Origin of the sequence: Haladaptatus sp. R4, from assembly GCF_001625445.1 — an archaeon.
Taxonomy (GTDB): domain Archaea; phylum Halobacteriota; class Halobacteria; order Halobacteriales; family Haladaptataceae; genus Haladaptatus.
In genome coordinates this window covers 761,546-778,644 of sequence record NZ_LWHG01000021.1, presented here as the reverse complement: position 1 = coordinate 778,644, position 17,099 = coordinate 761,546, and the positions used below count along the sequence as shown (strand labels likewise).

Genomic DNA, 17,099 nt, shown 5'->3' with positions numbered 1-17,099 from the left:
TGCAGTTCCCGGGAGATGGACATCGACTGCCCAGTCACGACTCAGACGACGCGGTTCGTGAGTTGTTCGTCGGCGTCGATGTGCTGGACGTTCTCCCGGACCAGTTCCGCGATGTGATCGTAGTAATCCACCTCCATCGCGGAGGCGTGCGGCGTGATGATGACGTCGTCCATGTCCCAGAGCGGCGAGTCCTCGGGCAACGGCTCCTCCTCGAACACGTCGAGTGCGCCACCGGCGATGCCCCCGTCTTGCAGGGCGGCAACCAAGGCATCCTGATCGGCGCAGGGTCCACGGGCGACGTTGATGAAGTAGGCGTCGTCCCGCATGGCGTCGAACTCCGCTTCGCCCATCAACCCTTCCGTCTCGGCGGTGAGCGGGGTAGCCAGCGCGACGAAGCGGGCGTTCGAGATGGCCTCGTGGAGGTGGTCGTCCGCGTAGACGGTCCGGACGTGGGGAACCGACTCGGCCGAGCGGCGGACGCCGGTGACGTGCATACCGATAGCGTCGGCCCGTTTGGCGATTCCCTGTCCGAGCGTGCCGAGACCCACCACGCAGAGCGATTCGCCCTGCAGCGTGAACGGTTCGTCCCAGTCCGGGCGACTCCACTCGTGGTCGACCTGCTGGCGGGTGTAGACGTGCAGGTGGCGGGCGAGTTGGAGCATCGTCCCCAACACGGTCTCCCCGACGCTGGTGCCGTGAATCCCCGTGCTGTTCGTCAGAATGATCCCCGCGTCCTCGAACTCGTCCAGCGGGAAGCGGTCGTATCCGGCCTGAACCGAGTGGATCCATTCGAGGTCGGCATCGACAAACGAATCACGGTACGCGAAGGTGACGAGCGCGTCGCAGTCTGCCAACTCGTCCGGGTCGTCGCCCACGACGACGACCGTCGGGTCGACGGACGAAAGCGCATCCCGCAACTGTGCGGGAGGGAAGATGGCGCGAACGGACTCGTGGACACCGAGGTGAGATATCTCCATGGAGGGGGTACCCACGGCGACAGGATGAATCTTCGGACGGCGGCAGTCGGATCGGGATCGCCGATAGTTTCCTGTCACCCCGGTACCAGATCGGTGGTTTCCTGTCACCCCGGTACCAAATCGGGCACGATGACTGGACGCGGTGCCATCGGCGGTTGGTCGTTCGAGCCGAAACAGTGCACGGTCAAGCGACACTTTCTCCGCGAGGAGCTATGGGTGAACGACGCGGACGGCGAAACGGTGCTCGCCACCGAACGAGGGGTCGCGGGCGGAAAAGCGACGTTCCCGTTCGAGGATTCGGATGGCAATCCCGTCTTCCACGTCGATTCGGGACAGACCTACGATATCGCCGGGGAGTTCACCGTCGTCGAAGCCGGAACCGAGGAACCTCGACTCGTCCTCACGAAGGAGTTCGACCTTGGCAGTCGCCACTGGACCATCGAACGACCGGACGGCGAGACGCTCGCCGAACTCGATTCCCGACGGGGCGTCTTCGGCGCGTTGAACGGCGTCACGAAACTCGTCTCTCCGTTCCCCCGTACGTTCTCCATCACGGCCTCGAACGGCGAACACATCGGCACTCTCGGGAAGCGAATTCATCCCCGGACCATCTACGACGTGCGCATCGACCGACCGGGCGCGATTCCGCGGACGACGCTCGTCGTCGGCGCGGTGGCTGTCGCGGTGCTCGAAGGCGTATAAGATCGGAACGAGAAGTCACGTCCGTCGTGAATCGAAGCGGTGGTTCGGTGTTAAACCCATCATCACAAGGGGCTCAGTGGGGGTAACATCTCGTCATCACCACCGACCGATGGTAGAGGGTAGGGGGTGAAAAGGGTCACGTAGTGGCCCTGCCCGCTGTGGTACCCCGTCCGACGAACCGCGATGGGTTTCCGATTCGCGCTATTCGATTTCCAGCTTCCGGCGGAACAACGCAAGTCCGAAGAGGACGGCGCTAACTCCGATGAAGGCGAACGGCACACCCATCGCAACGCTGTCCGTGGTCACACCGATGAAGTCGAGGAGGGAACCGCCGTTGAGCGGGCCGACGTACCAGAGCGCCAGATACGAGAGCTCGAACAGAGTGGACGTCCGACTCCAACCTCCGGCCGCGCTCGCCAACGAGGGGGGGAGCAGCACGCCACTCGCGAATCCGGCCAGTAACGCGGTTCGTCCGGTAACGACGAACACCACGAGCATGCCGCTCCCGACGGCAACCGCGACGAGGACGCCGGCGAGCCACTCCGCGACGAGTTGTCGAATCGGATTCGTCGAAGCGAGTACCAGCGGCATCATCCGATGGCGAACCGTTCGGACCCCCATCTCGGACCAGATCAACAGCGGCCAGACGAACGCCAACGGGTACACCGACGTGCGGAAGGCATCGACCGGGACCTGCGTGACACCGGCAGTCAGAAGGCTGCCGAGCGGAATCGCGACCAGGAGGGCGGCCCCACAGTACCACCACCACCGTCGTCCCCGAAGCGCGAGCCGCAACTCGGCGACGGCCAGTTGACGGATTTCACCGGAACCCCGACTCTCGACGGGGGTCAGGGATACCGATTCGACCGTCTGCCCTCCGGTCGGAGATGTCGAACTATCGGTTCCGCCGACGACGGGTATCGAAGCCCGTATTCGAGACGGCACGCCGAACGTCGGCACGCCAACGCGGAGCCGTGGGAACCACCCCCCGCCACTCGATGGTTCGGTCGATGACAAGCGGTCGAACGGAACGGTCGAAAGGAAGACCACGAGAAGTCCGAGAAGCACCAATCCGAGACGTTGTGGGAACACCCAATGTGGCCACGCTCCGCCGTTCCAAAAGAACGTCTTCTGTGCTTCGAGCGTGCCGACCGACGGAAGACCCCCGTCGTACATCGGTTGTTGGGCGAGCAGCGCGCCCGCCGTCAGCGAGTACACTGCGAGATAGCCCATGACGTCGAACCCTTTCGTCCAGAGGGGGAGTTCGCTCGGCAGCGTGCTCCCGACCGGCGAGAGTGTCGTTCCCAACACCATCGGAACGAGCAAAAAATAGCAGATGTTTCCGAACGTGCCGTTCAACGTATCGACGGTTTCGAAGAGGAGCGAAACTGCCCCGACGAGCGCACAGAGGGGAAGCGCGAAGACGAACAGCGGGAACAGGAGCGAAATCGGGTTCGTCGGACCGACGCCGTTGACCGCGTGGTTTGCGATGGTGGACAACCCGAGCGTCACGACGATGACGACGCCGAGCGCGACGTTACTCAGCCACTTTCCGACGAGATACGTTCGGTCCGAAATTGGGGTGCTCGCGACCAGCCGTGTAACCTCGTACTTTCGGTCGCGGTCGAGCACGTTCTTCATCAGATAAAATCCGACGAACAACAGCACCACTGATCCTGTCAGCCCTGCTTTCAACCCGATGTACGCTGCCGTCGGCTCCCCGTGGAAAGCCGTCATCGTCCCGTCGCGGTGTATCTGGTACGCGAGCTTGATTCCCCCCACGTTGACCAGGTATCCGACGTACGCGATCACGGCCAACACGACCAGTAGGCGACGTGAGCGTGCTCGCTGAAGGAAATCGGCCCGCGCGACGTGGTAGGACTGTCGTAGCTTCGTCCGCGTCCCGGTCGTTCGTGTCATCTTAGCTCCCGTGCCGGTGTTCGACCGTTTCGAGATACGCGTCTTCGAGCGTCGGGGTTACCGGTTCGGCGTCGGTCGGCGGCGTCTCGGCGATCAGCCGAACTTTGACCCCGTCCGACCGCTGGACGGTACTACAGATCGGATACTCCTCGCGTAACGCGTTCAGCTCCGATTGCGACACGATGCACTCGTACACGTCACCGGCAACGCGATCGATGAGTTCCTCGACGCTCGCGTGCGTGACCAGTCGGCCGTCGTCCAGCAGCGCTATTTTGTTGGCCGTCGCTTCGACGTCCGGAACGATGTGCGTCGAGAGGATGACGATACGGTCGCTGGCGGTGTTCGCCAAGGCGCTCCGCAACCGAACGCGCTCTTCGGGGTCCAGCCCGACCGTCGGTTCGTCCACGACGAGGAGGTCCGGGTCGTTGAGCAACGCCTGTGCGATACCGACGCGCTGACGCATGCCACCCGAGAACGTCTTGAGCTTTCGTCCCCTGACATCGACCAGATTTACGAGGGTCAACAGCTCGTCGATACGGGCACTCGCCGTCTCGCTGTCGAGTCCACGGAGGGCGGCGACGTAGTCGAGAAACTCTTCGAGTTTGAGGTCCGGGTAGACGCCGAAATCCTGCGGGAGATAGCCGAGAACGGGTCGAACGGCTCCCGGCGATTCGACGATATCTGTATCGTTCCAGTATGCCGTGCCGGTCGTCGGTTTCATCACGGTCGTGAGAACGCTCATGAGGGTCGATTTCCCCGCTCCGTTCGGGCCTAACAGACCGTGAATCCCGTCGTGCATCTCCAGGGTGACGTCACGGATTCCCCAGACTTGCTCCGAGTACTGCTTTCCGAGATTTTCCGTATGGAGCTTCATTGGCAAATCTCTCTGGTCAAAACATTAGTAATTACTCACCGACAATTACTCGGTCGAGCCATTTCGACAAGTTCGGCGAACTCTTCCTCGTACATCAGCCAAACGCTGTTTCCCGCTGATTCAGCTCAGGAACGGTCGTCGGTCCACTGTGAGAGACCTTCCAGTTTCTCGGCCACCGAACCGATTCCCCCGCGGTCCAGGATACCGCGCTCGGTCACGTAGCCGGAAACGAGTTCGGCGGCCGTCACGTCGAAGGTCGGATTCACCACCGACAGGTCCGCATCGCCGTCGTACACCGCATTCGGTGAGCCGTCTTCCAGCACGGGTTCGTCCGTCGTCCGAACCTTGTCGGTCGCGGTGACGACGAGAACGGGGACGTCCTCCCGGTTCGCCGCGAGCGCCGCGCCCCGCGTTCCGGTCTTGTTCACCACGTCGCCGCTCGGGAGCACCGAATCCGCGCCGACGACGACGCAGTCGATTTCTTCGGTCGCCAGCACGTGCGCCGTCGCGGCGTCGGTGTGCAGGGTTACGTCGGTTCCCTCGGCCAGCGCCTCCGCCACGCCCACTCCCTCGTTCGCGGGACGCGATTCGGCGACGAACACGCGCGCCGCGTTCCGGAGCGCATCGAGCACGGTCCCCGAGCGCGAGAGCGTGAGCACCGCGGCGTCGGCGATTTCCTCACGGGCGTTTTCCGTCGCGTCCTCGTCCACGCGGTAGGCTCGTTCGATGCCCTCGATAGCGGCGCGTTCGACCGTCTCGGGGTCCGCTCCCCTGCTCGCGTCGGCTATGGCGCGATTCACGCGGTTTCCCAGCGCGGCCATGCTCGGACGGGCGTCGAGCAAGTCGCGGGCGAGGGCGGCGAGTTCGTTCCAGTCTCTGCTGTTGCTCTCCCTGCGAACCGCACACGTTCCCGCTCGGTCCCGAAGGACTTCGAGCGCCCGGACGGAGATATACGCCGACCCGTGTTCGGCGTCCTCGCCGACCGATTCGACCGTCGGCGCGACGCGGTCGTAGGAGGTCCAGAGGTCCGGAACCGTCTCTCGACGAAGGATTTCCGTCGGCTGGACCCACTCCGCCTCGGTCGTCTCCCAGTCGATCCGTACGTCCCGGTTCGTACAGTCGAACAGGTACGGATGCACGACCCAGCGTTTGTCCAGCGATTCGTCGTCCACCTCGAACGGGTCGCCCGCTCGGACGAACGTGCAGTCGTCCAGCAGTCCGGTCTCCTCCTCGATTTCCTCGCGCGCGAGGGCGTCGGGGTTCCCCTCCGCGTGTCCGGCCACCCCTCCCCACTGCCCGGAGTACGACCCCACCTCCTCGCTTCGCCGGAGGAGCAACACCTCCCCACGGTTGCGCAGCATGCAGGTCACGACGTGGGTTTCGTCCATGAGCGAAGCGACGAGAGCGCGGGAGTTCAACCTGTGGGCGAACGCGACGACGAGTAGAGTAATTGTCTTGGCGGAACCGACGAGGTCGGTTCTCCGAAACGATGCCGACCGCGTCGTACTTATCATCGAAGCAACACCCCGAAAATTTACTTCGAACTGTCGTTGACTGTGAACATGGACGAACAGCAAACCGTCGCCGCGTTCATGGAAGAGCACGGCATGACGTGCGACCCGGAGTTCCAGATTCTCGACTTGGCGGCCGAAGTTGGCGAAATCGCGGCCGACGCGACGAAATCATCGAAATGGGGGGCTGATTCGGAAGCGCTCGACGTGAAGTCGGACGAAATCGGCGATGCGCTGTTCTCGCTGCTCGCGGTGGCGAACGCCCTCGACGTGGACGCGGGCGACGCCTTGGACGAAGCGCTCGAAAAGTATCGGGAGCGGATTCACGAGAGCGGAAGCGCGATGTCGAAAGCGGAAACTGATTTCGACAAGTGAGCACTTCGAGAACCGAGTAAAACGGAGAGTACTTCGAGATCCGACCGTTACAGCGGAAGCCGCTCTTTGGCGAACCGCTTGAGGAGCGGGATGTCCTCCCGGTGAATCAGCTTCAGCATGCCGCGAATCTGGCCGTTGTTCGCGTTCGCCAGCGTGCTGTGGCTGAGCTGTTTGAGGTCGCGAATCAGCGTGTCGTAGCGCTCGTTTTCGGCGAGGTAGAGCAGTTGCGTCATCAGCAGGCGCATCCGGGCGTTGGGTGCCACGTTGCTGTGCCAGAGGTTGTCGTAGATGGACATGTTGTCCGCCGACGTGTCGGGGGTGGTCGTCATGAAACAGCGGTCGGCGGTTATCGCCGCCGCGCGTGCGGACTTCATGCCGACGTGGATACCCTCGCCCCAGAGCGGGTCGATAGTCGGAACGGTGTCGCCGATGGCCATGAAGTTGTCCGTGGAGAGCGCGCCCGGCGTCTGGATGTGGGCGGAGCCACGGTGTTGCTTGCCTTCGATTCGCTCCGCGTTCGCGAACCGTGGGTCGTTGTCGAGCCAGTACTGGAGGTAGTCGTCGATGCCCATGCCCTCCTTGGCGTAGTCGCTGTGGCTCTCGTTCTGGATGTAACAGAGTCCGACTTTCGCCGTGTCCTCGCCCGTGTGGAAGATCCACGAGTAGCCGCCGGGCGCGAGGTCGTGATCGAGTCGAAGCATCATCGCGTCCGTGAGGTCGGCGTACCCCTCGGGGTCGATATCGACGCCTTCCATCTCGAACTCGACGCCGATGGCCTGATTTTCGCGCTTGAGGTCGCTCACGCCGAGATGCTTTGCGAGCGGGGCGCTCGGACCGGTCGCGTCGATGATGATGTCGCCGTACACTTCCTGATTGCCGGAGTAGCGAACCCCGACGATCTCGTTGTGCTCCATGATCGGCTTCGCGACGCGGGAGCCAAACCAGTATTCGGCACCTTCCTCCCGGCTGTCTTCCACCAAGAAGCGCTTGAAATCGGCGAATTCGAGAACCGCACCCGGTTGGGACTTGGCGAAGTACTCGTTCGGGGATTCGAGGACGACGTTGTCGGTGTAGTTCATCACGACTTCGTCCGGGATGCCGAACGCCGCCATCATCGACGAGAACGTCCCAGCGGTCGATTTGTTGCTCTGTTGTGGGAAGCCGTCTTCCTTCTCGGCTTCGAGGACGACGACCTCGTAGCCACGCTGGGCCAAGTCCCGCGCACACTGCGCACCGGCGGGGCCCGCACCTGCGATGATCACATCGTAGTGCTCGCTCATGCCGTCACCTTCGTCGCACATGAGGAGGGTTCCTCCGTTTCGAACGCTTGCAATGAGGGGGAATCGGCGGTCGAACGGCCGTCGGTTCCGTCGCAGCGTCGGCCAGTGTCATAAGAGTCGAATGTCGTCACGGCGGGGGAACACCCGGTGCCGCTAACGACAGTACACATGTCCGCAGTCATCTCTATACCTTCTTACCGTTCATCTCATAAAAAACAGGCGCAAACGGCTTGATGAACCGGGTTTTCGTCGTGAGCGGATGGTCAGATGTGTCTGTGTCTCACACTACCATGGCCGGTCGACAGCGGGTTGGCTGGTCGTTGCGGAAAAAACAAAATCGAAATGGAACCCGAACTGCTTCAGTAGAACTCGCGCACGAGGTCCATCGCGTCCTCGGGTGCGCCGTCCGGAATCTCGGTCATGTTCTTCCCGAGACCGTGGAGTTCGCCGTACGGGACGCTGTCCTCGTCCTGGTAGATGACGCCCTGATACTCCTTGCTGGCGTCGAGGATTTTCTCCTTTGCCGCGTCGTAGTCGTGCGGGTCGTGACCCTCGTCCGCGAGGTCGACGATGGCGTCGCGGTAGTAGTCGTACGTGTCCACGTCGTTGAACGTGACACACGGCGAGAAGACGTTCACGAAGCCGAAGCCGTCGTGCTCGATGGCCTTCTGGACGATTTCCGCATGACGCTGTGCGTCCGTCGAGAAGGACTGTGCGATGAACGTCGCGCCCGCCGAGAGCGCGAGCGCGAGCGGGTTGACCGGCGGCTGTTTGGGGCCTTCCGGCGTCGTGCTCGTTTCGAAGTCCTCGCGGCTGGTCGGCGAGGCCTGTCCCTTCGTCAGTCCGTAGATGCGGTTGTCCATGACGACGTAGGACATGTCCACGTTGCGTCGAACTGCGTGGATGAAGTGACCCACACCGATGGAGTACCCGTCACCGTCACCACCCGCGACCATCACTTCGAGGTCGGGGTTGGCGAGTTTGACACCCGTGCCGACCGGGAGCGCACGTCCGTGAACGCCGTGGATGGCGTAGGAGTGCATGAACGTCCCGATCTTACCGGAGCAGCCGATACCGGCGACGACGAACGTGTCGTCCGGCGTGTTGCCGGTTTCGGCGAGTGCTTTCATCATCCCGTTCATCGTCCCGAAGTCACCGCATCCGGGACACCACGTCGGTTGCTTGTCCGACTTGAAGTCGGTGAATCGAACCTCTGAACTCATGCTTCTATCTCCTGTCCGAGTTTCGCCTTGATATCGTCAGCCAGTTCGTCGGCCTTGAATCGGATACCGTTGTACTTGTTTATCCGCTCGACACGGGTAAGCGCGTCGTGTTCGAGAACGTCCGCGAACTGCCCGGTGGCGTTACACTCGACCACGATGACCGTGTCCGCGGACTCGATGTCCTCGGTGAGGTCGGGACGCGGGAAGATGTACGGAACCGAGAGGAACCGAACGCTCACGTCGTCCGCTTCGAGGAAGTCGAGGGCTTCACGCATCGGCCCTTCGTTCGACCCCCACGAGATGACGAGCGTGTCCGAGTCGGAGTCACCGAACTCGCGCGGCGTCAAGTCCTCCTCTTCCTTGGCCGTCTCGACCTTGCGGTTGCGTTTGTCGACCTGCTCGACACGAATCTCGGTGTCTTCCGTCCGGCGACCGAGCGAGTTGTGTTCGAGACCGGTGGACATGTGGGCACCGCCCTTCGTTCCGGGGAACGCGCGGGGGCTGATGCCGTCCGCGGTCGGGAAGTGGGGTTGGAACCTGTCCTGTTCGTCCGTCCACGCGTCGATGTCGTCCTCGTCCACGACGTTTCCGCGGTCGATTTCGACCGCGTCCATGTCGAACTCCTCGGGCGCGAACGTCTGCTCGGTGACCGCCATCGCGAGGTCGGCGAGCAGGAAGACCGGCGTCTGGTACTTCTCGGCGAAGTTGAACGCCTCGATGGTCTTGTGGAAACACTCTGCGATGTTCGTCGGTGCGACGACGAACCGCGGAATCTCGCCGTGGCCACCGTACAGCGTCATGTTCAAATCGCCCTGTTCCTGCTTGGTCGGCATCCCGGTCGATGGACCGGAGCGCATCACGTCACAGATGACGAGCGGCGTCTCGCTCTGTGCGATGAGGCCGAACGTCTCGGTCATCAGGTCGATACCCGGACCGGACGTCGCCGTCATCGAACGTGCGCCTGCGCGCGCCGCGCCGAGCGCCATGTTGATGGCCGACAGTTCGTCCTCGGCCTGCATCACGGTGCCGCCGAAGTGCTCGATTCGGCCCGTGAGATACTCCATGACGTTCGTCGCCGGCGTGATCGGGTAGCCGGAGTAGAACCGACATCCCGCGGCGAGTGCGCCCATCCCGATGGCCTCGTCACCGTTGAGCAGGACGTAGTCGTTGTCCGTCGTCTCGACGTCGTAATCGAAGTCGTGATCGTACTCCTCCTGGACGTACTCCTGCCCGAGAAGGGCGGCTTTCTTGTTGTTCTCGACGATGGCCTCACCTTTGGAACCGAACTTCTTCTCGAGTGCGCTGTCGAGGTTCTCGATGGGGAAGTTCGTTACTTCGCAGGCAGCGCCGAGCGCGACGATGTTCTGCATGATGGTTCCGCCAGCGTCCTTCGCGAGGCTGCGGAGCGGAACGGCCAGCCCGATCATCTCCTCGGGAATGTCGACGTCCTCCATCTCCGTTCGTTCCCCGTCGTAGATGATGACGCTGTCCTCGTGAAGTTCATCGAGGTTCTCGTCGATCGTCCGCTGGGTCAGTGCTACGAGAATGTCCAATCGGTCCACGACGCTCTCGATTCGGTCGGTAGACGACCGAATCTTGTACGCGGTGTACCCACCTCGGATACGGGACGCGAAATCCTTCGACGTGAAGACATGTCGGCCCGCCCGGGAGAGTGCTTGCGCAAAGATTTTCCCGGTCGAATCGATTCCATCGCCGGCTTCGCCGCCGATGGCCCAGTTCAGGTCTTGCATCGTTGCTAGGCTACCCGGTGGCAAATCAAAAGCCTTCTGAAGCGGACTCGGTGAATCGGCAAGGAATTTGGTACTTACGGCCAAAGGTAGGATATGGATGGAACTGAGGTCGAAGTGAAGTCGGTGAGTAATGTCGGCGGAAATACAATCGCGTTGGAGATCGAGGCACCTTCGGACTTTTCGGCTCGGCCGGGACAGTTCCTGCAAGTCGCGGGAACCGTCGATGGCGAGGAGATTACGCGCCACTACACCCTTTCGTCGCCCGACGCGGAGGGGACGTTCGAGATCACGGTCGCCGTCGACCCGGACGGCGAACTCGGCCCCTGGCTCGCGGCGCGCGATGCCGGAGAGACCGTCGAAATCGCCGGTCCGTTCGGGCGGTCGTACTACGAGGGCGAACCGAGCGTCGTCGTTCTCGCGGGCGGACCGGGTGTCGGCCCGGCAGTCGGAATCGGAGAGCGCGCGCTCGCGGCGGGCGGCGACGTGACCATCGTCTATCAGGACGACGCCCCCGTCCACGAGGAACGACTGCGGGAACTGGAAGCGGGCGGTGCGACGGTCGTCATCACCGACGAACCGCTTCCCGAGAGCGAGAACGCGCGGACGGTTCTCTCGCGCGCGGACGGACAGGTATTTATCTACGGATTCACGCCGTTCCTGACGGAAGCACGGGACGTTCTGGCGACGGTCGGGCACGACCCGGACGAGGCGAAGTCCGAAAACTTCGGCTGAGGTCCAAAAAAACAGTACCCTTTTATCACACCGTGAAAATAACCCTCACTTAATGGGTCTCAGATGTTCGCTGTTAGGTCACGACTACGGCGAGTCCGAAATCGAGCGCGAGCGCGAAGAGCAAGGTAACGAAGTGGTGGTCGCGGTTCGGGAGTTCGAGAAATGTCAGCGCTGTGGCGCCGAAAGCGTCATCAGCGAGAACAAGGAAGTCACGACTATCGAGGAACCGGAACCGACGCCGGAACCGATTGAAAGCAGGACGGAAGAGGGGCTAGCGGCATCGGCATCGGCCGAACCGACACCGACCGAACAGGAATCGGTCGAACCGATGACGACCGGACCGGAATCCGAGACGGAAATCATCGACGAAACGGTCGAGTCGGACCCGGAACCGGTCGGTTTCAACGATGATGACTTCCATCCGCCGGAGAGCGCGGACGAGGACGACGGCGTCATCCTCGACGACGAAGACGACGAGGTCGAGGAACAGGGCCGCGGTCACGGCGAGTGGCCCGACCCCGAGGACACGAACGTGGACGAGTCGGCCCGCGGGTCGACGGACTGGCCCGATACCGGACTCGATGACGAGGGGTTCGACGCACAAGTCGATGACGGGAGCGACGTCGAGGTGAGCTTCGGTGGCGGATTGACGCCGGAAAGCACGCCTCACGCGGAGGACGGTGCCGAGGTTGTGGAGGCCGACACCAGTGAGGAAACGGGGTTCGTGCGGACCACGCGGCCCGAACCACAGCGGGAAACGGGATTCACACGCGCACGGGAGGCACCCCAACCGGACCAAGCCTCGGAATCGAGTCCGAGCGCGGAACTCATTTGTCCCGAATGCGGGCAGTTCGGCGGTGCTGCCTCGGGTTCGTCACTCCGTGCGGGAGACATCTGTCCGGAATGTCGGAAAGGATACCTGAGCGAACACGAGTAGACGCGACGCGAAAAGGGTAAACATCCACCCCTCTAATCTGGGTCCAACTCATGAAAGAATACAAAATGCGACGCGGTGAGCATCTCGAAGACAGAATGCCCGACCTGAAAGCGAGCATCGAGGACTACTTCGGTCCCATAACGGATACCGAGGATTTCAACGGACACGAACTCTACGTGGTCGAAGAACCGGACAACCCCGTTTTCAAGCGAATCGTGGCCGGTGCCGCATCGTACAGCGGAAAGAAGGACAAACTCGCCGTTGACTTCGAGGAGCGTCCCGCCGAGGACGTCATCGCGGAGGGGAACGCCGACGCTGCCGCCGACGCGGTGAGCAAGAAAAACGAGTTCCTTCTCGAAGCGACCGGCCGCGACGCGAAGGCACGCCGTGACTCGTTGAAGCGAACCGTCGAAGACGACGCGGACACGCCGGATAACGTCTAATTCCGACCGAGTTTTGTTCGACTGACGTTGACACCGGTCGGCGTCACGATAAGCTGATCATCACCTTTCTGAACGATGTCGCCGTTGACCTCGCGGGCGACCTGCTGAAGCTCGTCAGTGATGCGCTCGACGGTGGTGTCCTGCGTCCGAAGTCGAGTGATGTCAGCGATAACGATGTCGCCGTCGTAGACGGCGTCTTTGATGGCGATAACGTCCTGCTGTCCTTGGATCTCGGCGATGTGAACGTTCAATCCCGACTCGCTGGGTGTGGTCTCGAAGTCGTCCAAATCCAGCTCGACATAATCCCCGGCGCTTCCCGATTGCGTCTCGCCGAGAATCTTATTCATGAATCCCATAGAACTACGGGGCAATCGAACGAGTATAGTTCTTACGTCAGACGGAGCAACGAGCGAGCACGTAGAGCAGTCGAAAAACGCGCTTTTTTGCTCGCACGCTGTGTTCGCCTCTCCATGACGTTCAGCATCTGCGTCCGAGAGGGGTACACGGACGAAAACGGGGACGACCAGACGCGGTTCGGCGTCGCGGTGACGACACGCCTCCCGGGGGTCGGAACGCTCTGTCCATTCGCCAGCGAAAACGGGGCGATTGCCACCCAGAGCCTCGTCAACGTCGAACTCGGACGGAAGGGTATCGAGTACGTGGACGACGGCCTCGCGATCGACGACGCGCTCACGGCGCTGCTCAACGCCGACGACGGCGCGGAGAACCGGCAACTGCACGGCGTGGATGCCGAGGGGACGTTCACCTTCTCCGGGGAGGAGTGTCACGGCTGGTACGGCCACGAGAGCGGCGAGAACTACACCGTCGCCGGGAACCTGCTGACCGGCGAATCCGTCGTCGCCGAGACGGCACGCGCGTACCGCGAGAGCGCGGACGAGGACCGGCCGCTCGCCCAACGACTCATCGACGCGCTGGCCGCGGGCTACGCCGAAGGCGGGGACAAGCGTGAGGAACTGAACGTCCAGAGCGCCGCGCTGTTGATCGAGACGACCGAACCCGAGGAGACGGACCCGTACTACAACGACCTGCGCGTGGACGCGACCGAAACGCCGATCAGGGACCTACGGGAGGCCTACGAACTCGCCGGTGACGGGTTCACCGCCGCCGTCGAGCGCTACGAAGCGGCGAACGATGACGGGAACGACGATACGTAGCACGTACGACCCTCGATGCGGACGATGCCGGTCGAAACGGGTGGGTTTATAGACGAGACGAACGCACGACGGATTATGGAAGTCAAATCTCGCCATCATCTCCGGAGCGACGAGGTTCGGGAGATCGACGCGGCGCTCGAAGACACCCTCGGCGTCGAACTCGATGCCGACACCTACGAACTCGTGGAACTGGAGGATTCGGAGTTCGACATCGTCCTCGTGGACGGGGAACCGACGGTCTTCTACACCGACGACGAACCGTTCCTCACCGTTCAGGGTGCGAACGCCTACCCGCCGACGAAGCGCGTCGTCACCGTGGACGCGGGTGCCGTCTCGTTCGTCAGCGACGGTGCCGACGTGATGCGCCCCGGAATCGTGGAAGCGAGCGACGACATCGAATCGGGTGACCTCGTGGCCATCGCCGAGGAGACCCACGGCAAGGTGCTCGCCATCGGGCGTGCGAAGACGGACGGCGACGAGATGGTCGGCGACTCCGGAAAGGTGGTCGAGTCGGTCCATTTCGTTGGGGACGACCTCTACGAATTCGTAGTCTGATCGGACCCGAAACGTTCCCGGCAAAAAGGCGAAGTGTGAGGGCGTCGAAGGACGTGATATGTGGGGTTCCCGGTGGACCCGGGAGAGAAAGTCGGTCGACTGTATCGCGTGTGGCGATGCCGTTCGGCGCTCCGCGGCGCGCGAGTACGACAAGGAGGGGAACCGTTGGGAGCGCAACGGAAAGACCTTCGAGCACCTCTGTAAGGCGTGTCACCGCGAGTTGTGTCATCAGCCCCGCGACGAGTTGGAGGGGCTTCTCGTGGAGATGGACGCCGACCACGTCGAACAGGACGAGTTTTTAGCCCGGTACGAAACCGCCATCCGAGACCGATACGGCCCGCTGGAAGAACGGGAAGGATAGTCAGTCGATACGCCTAACTTCCTAACTCCCTTATCGGCGGGCATGACGAGCGACGCACAGGCCGAGGCGGGCACCGCCGAAGGCCAAGGGCCGGTCGAAATCTCCGAAGATCTCGCCGAGCGACTCGACAGCAAGCGCGAACAGTTGTTCGAGAAGTTCGAAATCAGGGACGGGTTTCCCGGCCCCGTGATGACGGAGGCCGAGAAGCGGACCGAGAACATTCAACAGGAGATTCAGGACGAGGCCGACGAGCGCAAGGACCTGCGTGAGATGACGACGTGGACGACCGACCCCGTCGACGCACAGGACTTCGACGACGCGATTTCCGTCGAGGAGCACGAGGACGAGTACGTCCTCTGGGTCCACATCGCCGACGTGACCCACTACGTCCACCCCGAATCGAACATGTGGGAAGAAGCGGTCAAACGCGGGAACACGGTGTATCTCCCTGCCTACACGATTCACATGCTCCCGCCGATGCTGGCCGAGACGGTCTGTTCTCTGGTCCCCGACGAGGACCGACTCGCCCACACCGTCGAGATGCACCTCGACAAGGAGAACCTCTCGTACGAGACCATCGACATCTACAAATCCGTCATCCGGAGCGACGAGCGACTCACCTACTCGCAGGCCGAGGAGCGACTTGACGACGAGGACGCCCCGCTCCACGAGGAGTGTAAACTCTCCTTCGAACTCGCCGACCGGATGCACGAGCAGCGAAAGGAGGACGGCAGTCTCGTCCTGAACCCGCGACGTGACCGCGCCCACACCATCATCGAGGAGTCGATGCTGAAGGCGAACAAGGCCGTCACGCACGAACTGATGTGGGGCCGCGGCGTCGAGGCGATGTACCGAGTTCACCCGCAACCGACGCCCGACGAGTGGGGCAAGGCGCTCCAGGAGATTCAGGACTTGAACGGCGTTTCGATTCCGGGTAGTACGTGGGACGACCCGCGGATGGCCGTCAACGCCACGCTGGAGGAAGCGCCGGGGCGACAACTCGACAAGATCCAGTGGGCCGTGATGAAGGTGATGCCCCGCGCTCGCTACATGAGCGATCCGTTCGGCGGCCACCACGCGCTGAACTTCGAGATTTACGGCCACTTCACCAGTCCCATCCGTCGGCTGTCGGACCTCATCAACCACTGGATCGTCTACACCAACGACGTGCCCGAGGACCTCGTGGCGCTCTGTGACCGCGCGAGCGACAAACAGGCCGACGCGGAAGCCTGTGAGCGCGAGTACAAACAGTTCCTCGAAGAGGTCGGGCTCGACCCCAACGCGGTCAACAACCGCGGCATCGAGGTCGTCGAGGACGACGAGTAGACGCGATCGATGTTCCCCGACTCCCGTAACGTCCTCGAACCGAACTGCTCGCGCTGTCCCGAACTCGTCGCGTGTCGAAACCGGATTTCGTGGGGGACCGGTCCAGTGGATGCCGACGTGATGGTCGTGGGCGAAGCGCCCGGTGCCGGGGAACCCGACGCCGAACTGTGGCAGGGGGGCAACTGGACGGGAATGGCCTACACCACGCGGCACTCGGGTCGAAAAATCCGGGGACTGTTCGTCGAACTCGGCTACGACGCCTACTTCACCAACGCCGTGAAGTGCTTTCCCGAGGGAGACGACGGCTCGAACCGCGAGCCGCGTGCCGAGGAGTTGGCGAACTGCTTCGATCACTTGCAAACGGAAATCGAACGGGTCGACCCGTCCGTCGTCGTCACGACGGGAAAACACGCCACGAAACTCCTGTTCGACTTCGAGTCGATTCGAATGAACGGCTTTCTCGACCGCGTGCTTTCGCCGGTCGAATGCGAACGGCTCGGCGTAACGGCATTGCCACTGCTTCATCCATCCTACGAGAACGTCTGGCGGAAGCGACTCGGCTACGACCGACCGGAATACGTTGCGGCTATCGGTTCCGAACTCTCGGCGTTGGTTTGATCACTCGTCTGCAGGTGCAGTTTCGGATGCACCGGACGGTGTGTCCGTGTCGTCCGTGATGTGTATCATCCCGTCGCTTTCGTACGTGATCTCGTACCCACGGTAGCTAAATACCGCTTTGCCGCCGATCCGAACCTGCCCATCGACTCGCGGCCGAAACAACGAATCCAATGCATCGGGGTCGACAGCGTCGTATAGACGTGGACCGATCTCGTCGGGTGACGCGTCCTCGTGGTCCGCGATCGCATTGACGACGGCGGTACTGGGCCGCTCGCCGTCCTGCAAATGGTAGGAAGTATGTTCCATTCCAGTACTTCCCTTAAGATTCGTCAATGGTTA

Annotated in this window: 19 protein-coding genes; 10 read left to right on the top strand and 9 right to left on the bottom strand. The window is 62.3% G+C overall.

All coding sequences use genetic code 11. The features are described from left to right. Nucleotides 1-41 precede the first annotated feature (41 nt). On the bottom strand, nt 42-977 hold the full coding sequence (ddh, locus tag A4G99_RS13485; protein ID WP_066144512.1) for a D-2-hydroxyacid dehydrogenase: 936 nt from the start codon (nt 975-977) through the stop codon (nt 42-44). Between the two features lie 129 nt (nt 978-1,106). Here ddh and A4G99_RS13480 point away from each other — a divergent pair, with 129 nt between their 5' ends. Then, a complete protein-coding gene (locus tag A4G99_RS13480) occupies nt 1,107-1,679 on the top strand; it encodes a hypothetical protein (protein ID WP_066144510.1) in 573 nt (190 codons plus the stop codon). Nucleotides 1,680-1,880: 201 nt separating this feature from the next. On the opposite strand, the gene A4G99_RS13475 is transcribed toward A4G99_RS13480, so the two are convergent. The 3 genes from A4G99_RS13475 to A4G99_RS13465 all read right to left on the bottom strand — a co-directional run bounded on the left by A4G99_RS13475 (nt 1,881) and on the right by A4G99_RS13465 (nt 5,861). After that, nucleotides 1,881-3,599: an ABC transporter permease gene (locus A4G99_RS13475; protein ID WP_066144507.1), complete on the bottom strand. Its 1,719-nt coding sequence runs from the start codon at nt 3,597-3,599 to the stop codon at nt 1,881-1,883. A 1-nt stretch (nt 3,600) separates the two neighbouring features. Then, a complete protein-coding gene (locus tag A4G99_RS13470) occupies nt 3,601-4,473 on the bottom strand; it encodes an ABC transporter ATP-binding protein (RefSeq protein WP_066144504.1) in 873 nt (290 codons plus the stop codon). Between the two features lie 125 nt (nt 4,474-4,598). Beyond that, nucleotides 4,599-5,861, bottom strand: coding sequence for an NUDIX domain-containing protein (locus tag A4G99_RS13465; RefSeq protein ID WP_066145231.1), 1,263 nt, complete (start codon nt 5,859-5,861; stop codon nt 4,599-4,601). A 174-nt stretch (nt 5,862-6,035) separates the two neighbouring features. Between A4G99_RS13465 and A4G99_RS13460 the strand changes: the two genes are divergently transcribed. After that, nucleotides 6,036-6,359 carry a MazG nucleotide pyrophosphohydrolase domain-containing protein gene (locus A4G99_RS13460; protein WP_066144501.1) on the top strand — a complete coding sequence of 108 codons (324 nt, stop codon included), beginning with the start codon at nt 6,036-6,038 and terminating at the stop codon, nt 6,357-6,359. A gap of 47 nt (nt 6,360-6,406) precedes the next feature. On the opposite strand, the gene A4G99_RS13455 is transcribed toward A4G99_RS13460, so the two are convergent. From A4G99_RS13455 to A4G99_RS13445, 3 genes are all read right to left on the bottom strand, one after another. Continuing rightward, a complete protein-coding gene (locus A4G99_RS13455; RefSeq protein ID WP_066145228.1) occupies nt 6,407-7,639 on the bottom strand; it encodes a digeranylgeranylglycerophospholipid reductase in 1,233 nt (410 codons plus the stop codon). A 359-nt stretch (nt 7,640-7,998) separates the two neighbouring features. Next, nucleotides 7,999-8,862, bottom strand: a complete 864-nt coding sequence (locus A4G99_RS13450; RefSeq protein WP_066144498.1) for a 2-oxoacid:ferredoxin oxidoreductase subunit beta — start codon at nt 8,860-8,862, stop codon at nt 7,999-8,001. Then, nucleotides 8,859-10,613: a 2-oxoacid:acceptor oxidoreductase subunit alpha gene (locus A4G99_RS13445; protein ID WP_066144494.1), complete on the bottom strand. Its 1,755-nt coding sequence runs from the start codon at nt 10,611-10,613 to the stop codon at nt 8,859-8,861. The genes A4G99_RS13450 and A4G99_RS13445 overlap by 4 nt, the downstream gene beginning before the upstream one ends. 93 nt (nt 10,614-10,706) lie before the next feature. Here A4G99_RS13445 and A4G99_RS13440 point away from each other — a divergent pair, with 93 nt between their 5' ends. The 3 genes from A4G99_RS13440 to A4G99_RS13430 are packed head-to-tail and all read left to right on the top strand — an operon-like array spanning nt 10,707 to nt 12,725. Further along, nucleotides 10,707-11,345, top strand: a complete 639-nt coding sequence (locus A4G99_RS13440) for an FAD-dependent oxidoreductase (RefSeq protein ID WP_066144491.1) — start codon at nt 10,707-10,709, stop codon at nt 11,343-11,345. A 52-nt stretch (nt 11,346-11,397) separates the two neighbouring features. After that, nucleotides 11,398-12,282 (top strand): oxidoreductase, encoded by an 885-nt coding sequence (locus tag A4G99_RS13435; protein ID WP_066144488.1) that lies wholly within the window; start codon nt 11,398-11,400, stop codon nt 12,280-12,282. A gap of 50 nt (nt 12,283-12,332) precedes the next feature. Beyond that, nucleotides 12,333-12,725, top strand: coding sequence for a DUF5611 family protein (locus A4G99_RS13430; RefSeq protein ID WP_066144485.1), 393 nt, complete (start codon nt 12,333-12,335; stop codon nt 12,723-12,725). Here the strand turns inward: A4G99_RS13430 and sepF are convergent. Continuing rightward, nucleotides 12,722-13,081, bottom strand: a complete 360-nt coding sequence (gene sepF, locus A4G99_RS13425; protein ID WP_066144483.1) for a cell division protein SepF — start codon at nt 13,079-13,081, stop codon at nt 12,722-12,724. The two genes, A4G99_RS13430 and sepF, sit on opposite strands and share 4 nt — an antisense overlap. 114 nt (nt 13,082-13,195) lie before the next feature. On the opposite strand from sepF, the gene A4G99_RS13420 reads away from it, so the two are divergent. The 5 genes from A4G99_RS13420 (at nt 13,196) to A4G99_RS13400 (ending at nt 16,760) form a co-directional block, all read left to right on the top strand. Next, complete coding sequence (locus tag A4G99_RS13420) at nt 13,196-13,900, top strand: DUF1028 domain-containing protein (protein ID WP_066145225.1); 705 nt, start codon at nt 13,196-13,198, stop codon at nt 13,898-13,900. 75 nt (nt 13,901-13,975) lie between these two features. Beyond that, complete coding sequence (locus A4G99_RS13415) at nt 13,976-14,455, top strand: RNA-binding protein (RefSeq protein ID WP_066145222.1); 480 nt, start codon at nt 13,976-13,978, stop codon at nt 14,453-14,455. A gap of 58 nt (nt 14,456-14,513) precedes the next feature. Then, a complete protein-coding gene (locus A4G99_RS13410; protein WP_066144479.1) occupies nt 14,514-14,816 on the top strand; it encodes a hypothetical protein in 303 nt (100 codons plus the stop codon). A 42-nt stretch (nt 14,817-14,858) separates the two neighbouring features. Further along, nucleotides 14,859-16,142: a ribonuclease catalytic domain-containing protein gene (locus A4G99_RS13405; protein WP_066144477.1), complete on the top strand. Its 1,284-nt coding sequence runs from the start codon at nt 14,859-14,861 to the stop codon at nt 16,140-16,142. A gap of 9 nt (nt 16,143-16,151) precedes the next feature. Then, on the top strand, nt 16,152-16,760 hold the full coding sequence (locus tag A4G99_RS13400) for a uracil-DNA glycosylase family protein (protein ID WP_066144474.1): 609 nt from the start codon (nt 16,152-16,154) through the stop codon (nt 16,758-16,760). Here A4G99_RS13400 and A4G99_RS13395 read toward each other — a convergent pair whose 3' ends face one another. Beyond that, on the bottom strand, nt 16,761-17,066 hold the full coding sequence (locus A4G99_RS13395; protein WP_066144469.1) for a HalOD1 output domain-containing protein: 306 nt from the start codon (nt 17,064-17,066) through the stop codon (nt 16,761-16,763). Nucleotides 17,067-17,099 lie beyond the last annotated feature (33 nt).

Excerpts from the sequence above, each read along its gene's own strand:
- A4G99_RS13475 (WP_066144507.1), bottom strand. The coding sequence starts at position 3,599 with ATGACACGAACGACCGGGACGCGGACGAAGCTACGACAGTCCTACCAC.
- A4G99_RS13465 (WP_066145231.1), bottom strand. The coding sequence starts at position 5,861 with ATGGACGAAACCCACGTCGTGACCTGCATGCTGCGCAACCGTGGGGAG.
- ddh (WP_066144512.1), bottom strand. The coding sequence starts at position 977 with ATGGAGATATCTCACCTCGGTGTCCACGAGTCCGTTCGCGCCATCTTC.
- A4G99_RS13480 (WP_066144510.1), top strand. The coding sequence starts at position 1,107 with ATGACTGGACGCGGTGCCATCGGCGGTTGGTCGTTCGAGCCGAAACAG.
- A4G99_RS13445 (WP_066144494.1), bottom strand. The coding sequence starts at position 10,613 with ATGCAAGACCTGAACTGGGCCATCGGCGGCGAAGCCGGCGATGGAATC.
- A4G99_RS13415 (WP_066145222.1), top strand. The coding sequence starts at position 13,976 with ATGGAAGTCAAATCTCGCCATCATCTCCGGAGCGACGAGGTTCGGGAG.
- A4G99_RS13395 (WP_066144469.1), bottom strand. The coding sequence starts at position 17,066 with ATGGAACATACTTCCTACCATTTGCAGGACGGCGAGCGGCCCAGTACC.
- A4G99_RS13460 (WP_066144501.1), top strand. The coding sequence starts at position 6,036 with ATGGACGAACAGCAAACCGTCGCCGCGTTCATGGAAGAGCACGGCATG.
- sepF (WP_066144483.1), bottom strand. The coding sequence starts at position 13,081 with ATGGGATTCATGAATAAGATTCTCGGCGAGACGCAATCGGGAAGCGCC.
- A4G99_RS13410 (WP_066144479.1), top strand. The coding sequence starts at position 14,514 with ATGTGGGGTTCCCGGTGGACCCGGGAGAGAAAGTCGGTCGACTGTATC.
- A4G99_RS13470 (WP_066144504.1), bottom strand. The coding sequence starts at position 4,473 with ATGAAGCTCCATACGGAAAATCTCGGAAAGCAGTACTCGGAGCAAGTC.
- A4G99_RS13450 (WP_066144498.1), bottom strand. The coding sequence starts at position 8,862 with ATGAGTTCAGAGGTTCGATTCACCGACTTCAAGTCGGACAAGCAACCG.
- A4G99_RS13430 (WP_066144485.1), top strand. The coding sequence starts at position 12,333 with ATGAAAGAATACAAAATGCGACGCGGTGAGCATCTCGAAGACAGAATG.
- A4G99_RS13400 (WP_066144474.1), top strand. The coding sequence starts at position 16,152 with ATGTTCCCCGACTCCCGTAACGTCCTCGAACCGAACTGCTCGCGCTGT.
- A4G99_RS13420 (WP_066145225.1), top strand. The coding sequence starts at position 13,196 with ATGACGTTCAGCATCTGCGTCCGAGAGGGGTACACGGACGAAAACGGG.
- A4G99_RS13405 (WP_066144477.1), top strand. The coding sequence starts at position 14,859 with ATGACGAGCGACGCACAGGCCGAGGCGGGCACCGCCGAAGGCCAAGGG.
- A4G99_RS13435 (WP_066144488.1), top strand. The coding sequence starts at position 11,398 with ATGGGTCTCAGATGTTCGCTGTTAGGTCACGACTACGGCGAGTCCGAA.
- A4G99_RS13455 (WP_066145228.1), bottom strand. The coding sequence starts at position 7,639 with ATGAGCGAGCACTACGATGTGATCATCGCAGGTGCGGGCCCCGCCGGT.
- A4G99_RS13440 (WP_066144491.1), top strand. The coding sequence starts at position 10,707 with ATGGATGGAACTGAGGTCGAAGTGAAGTCGGTGAGTAATGTCGGCGGA.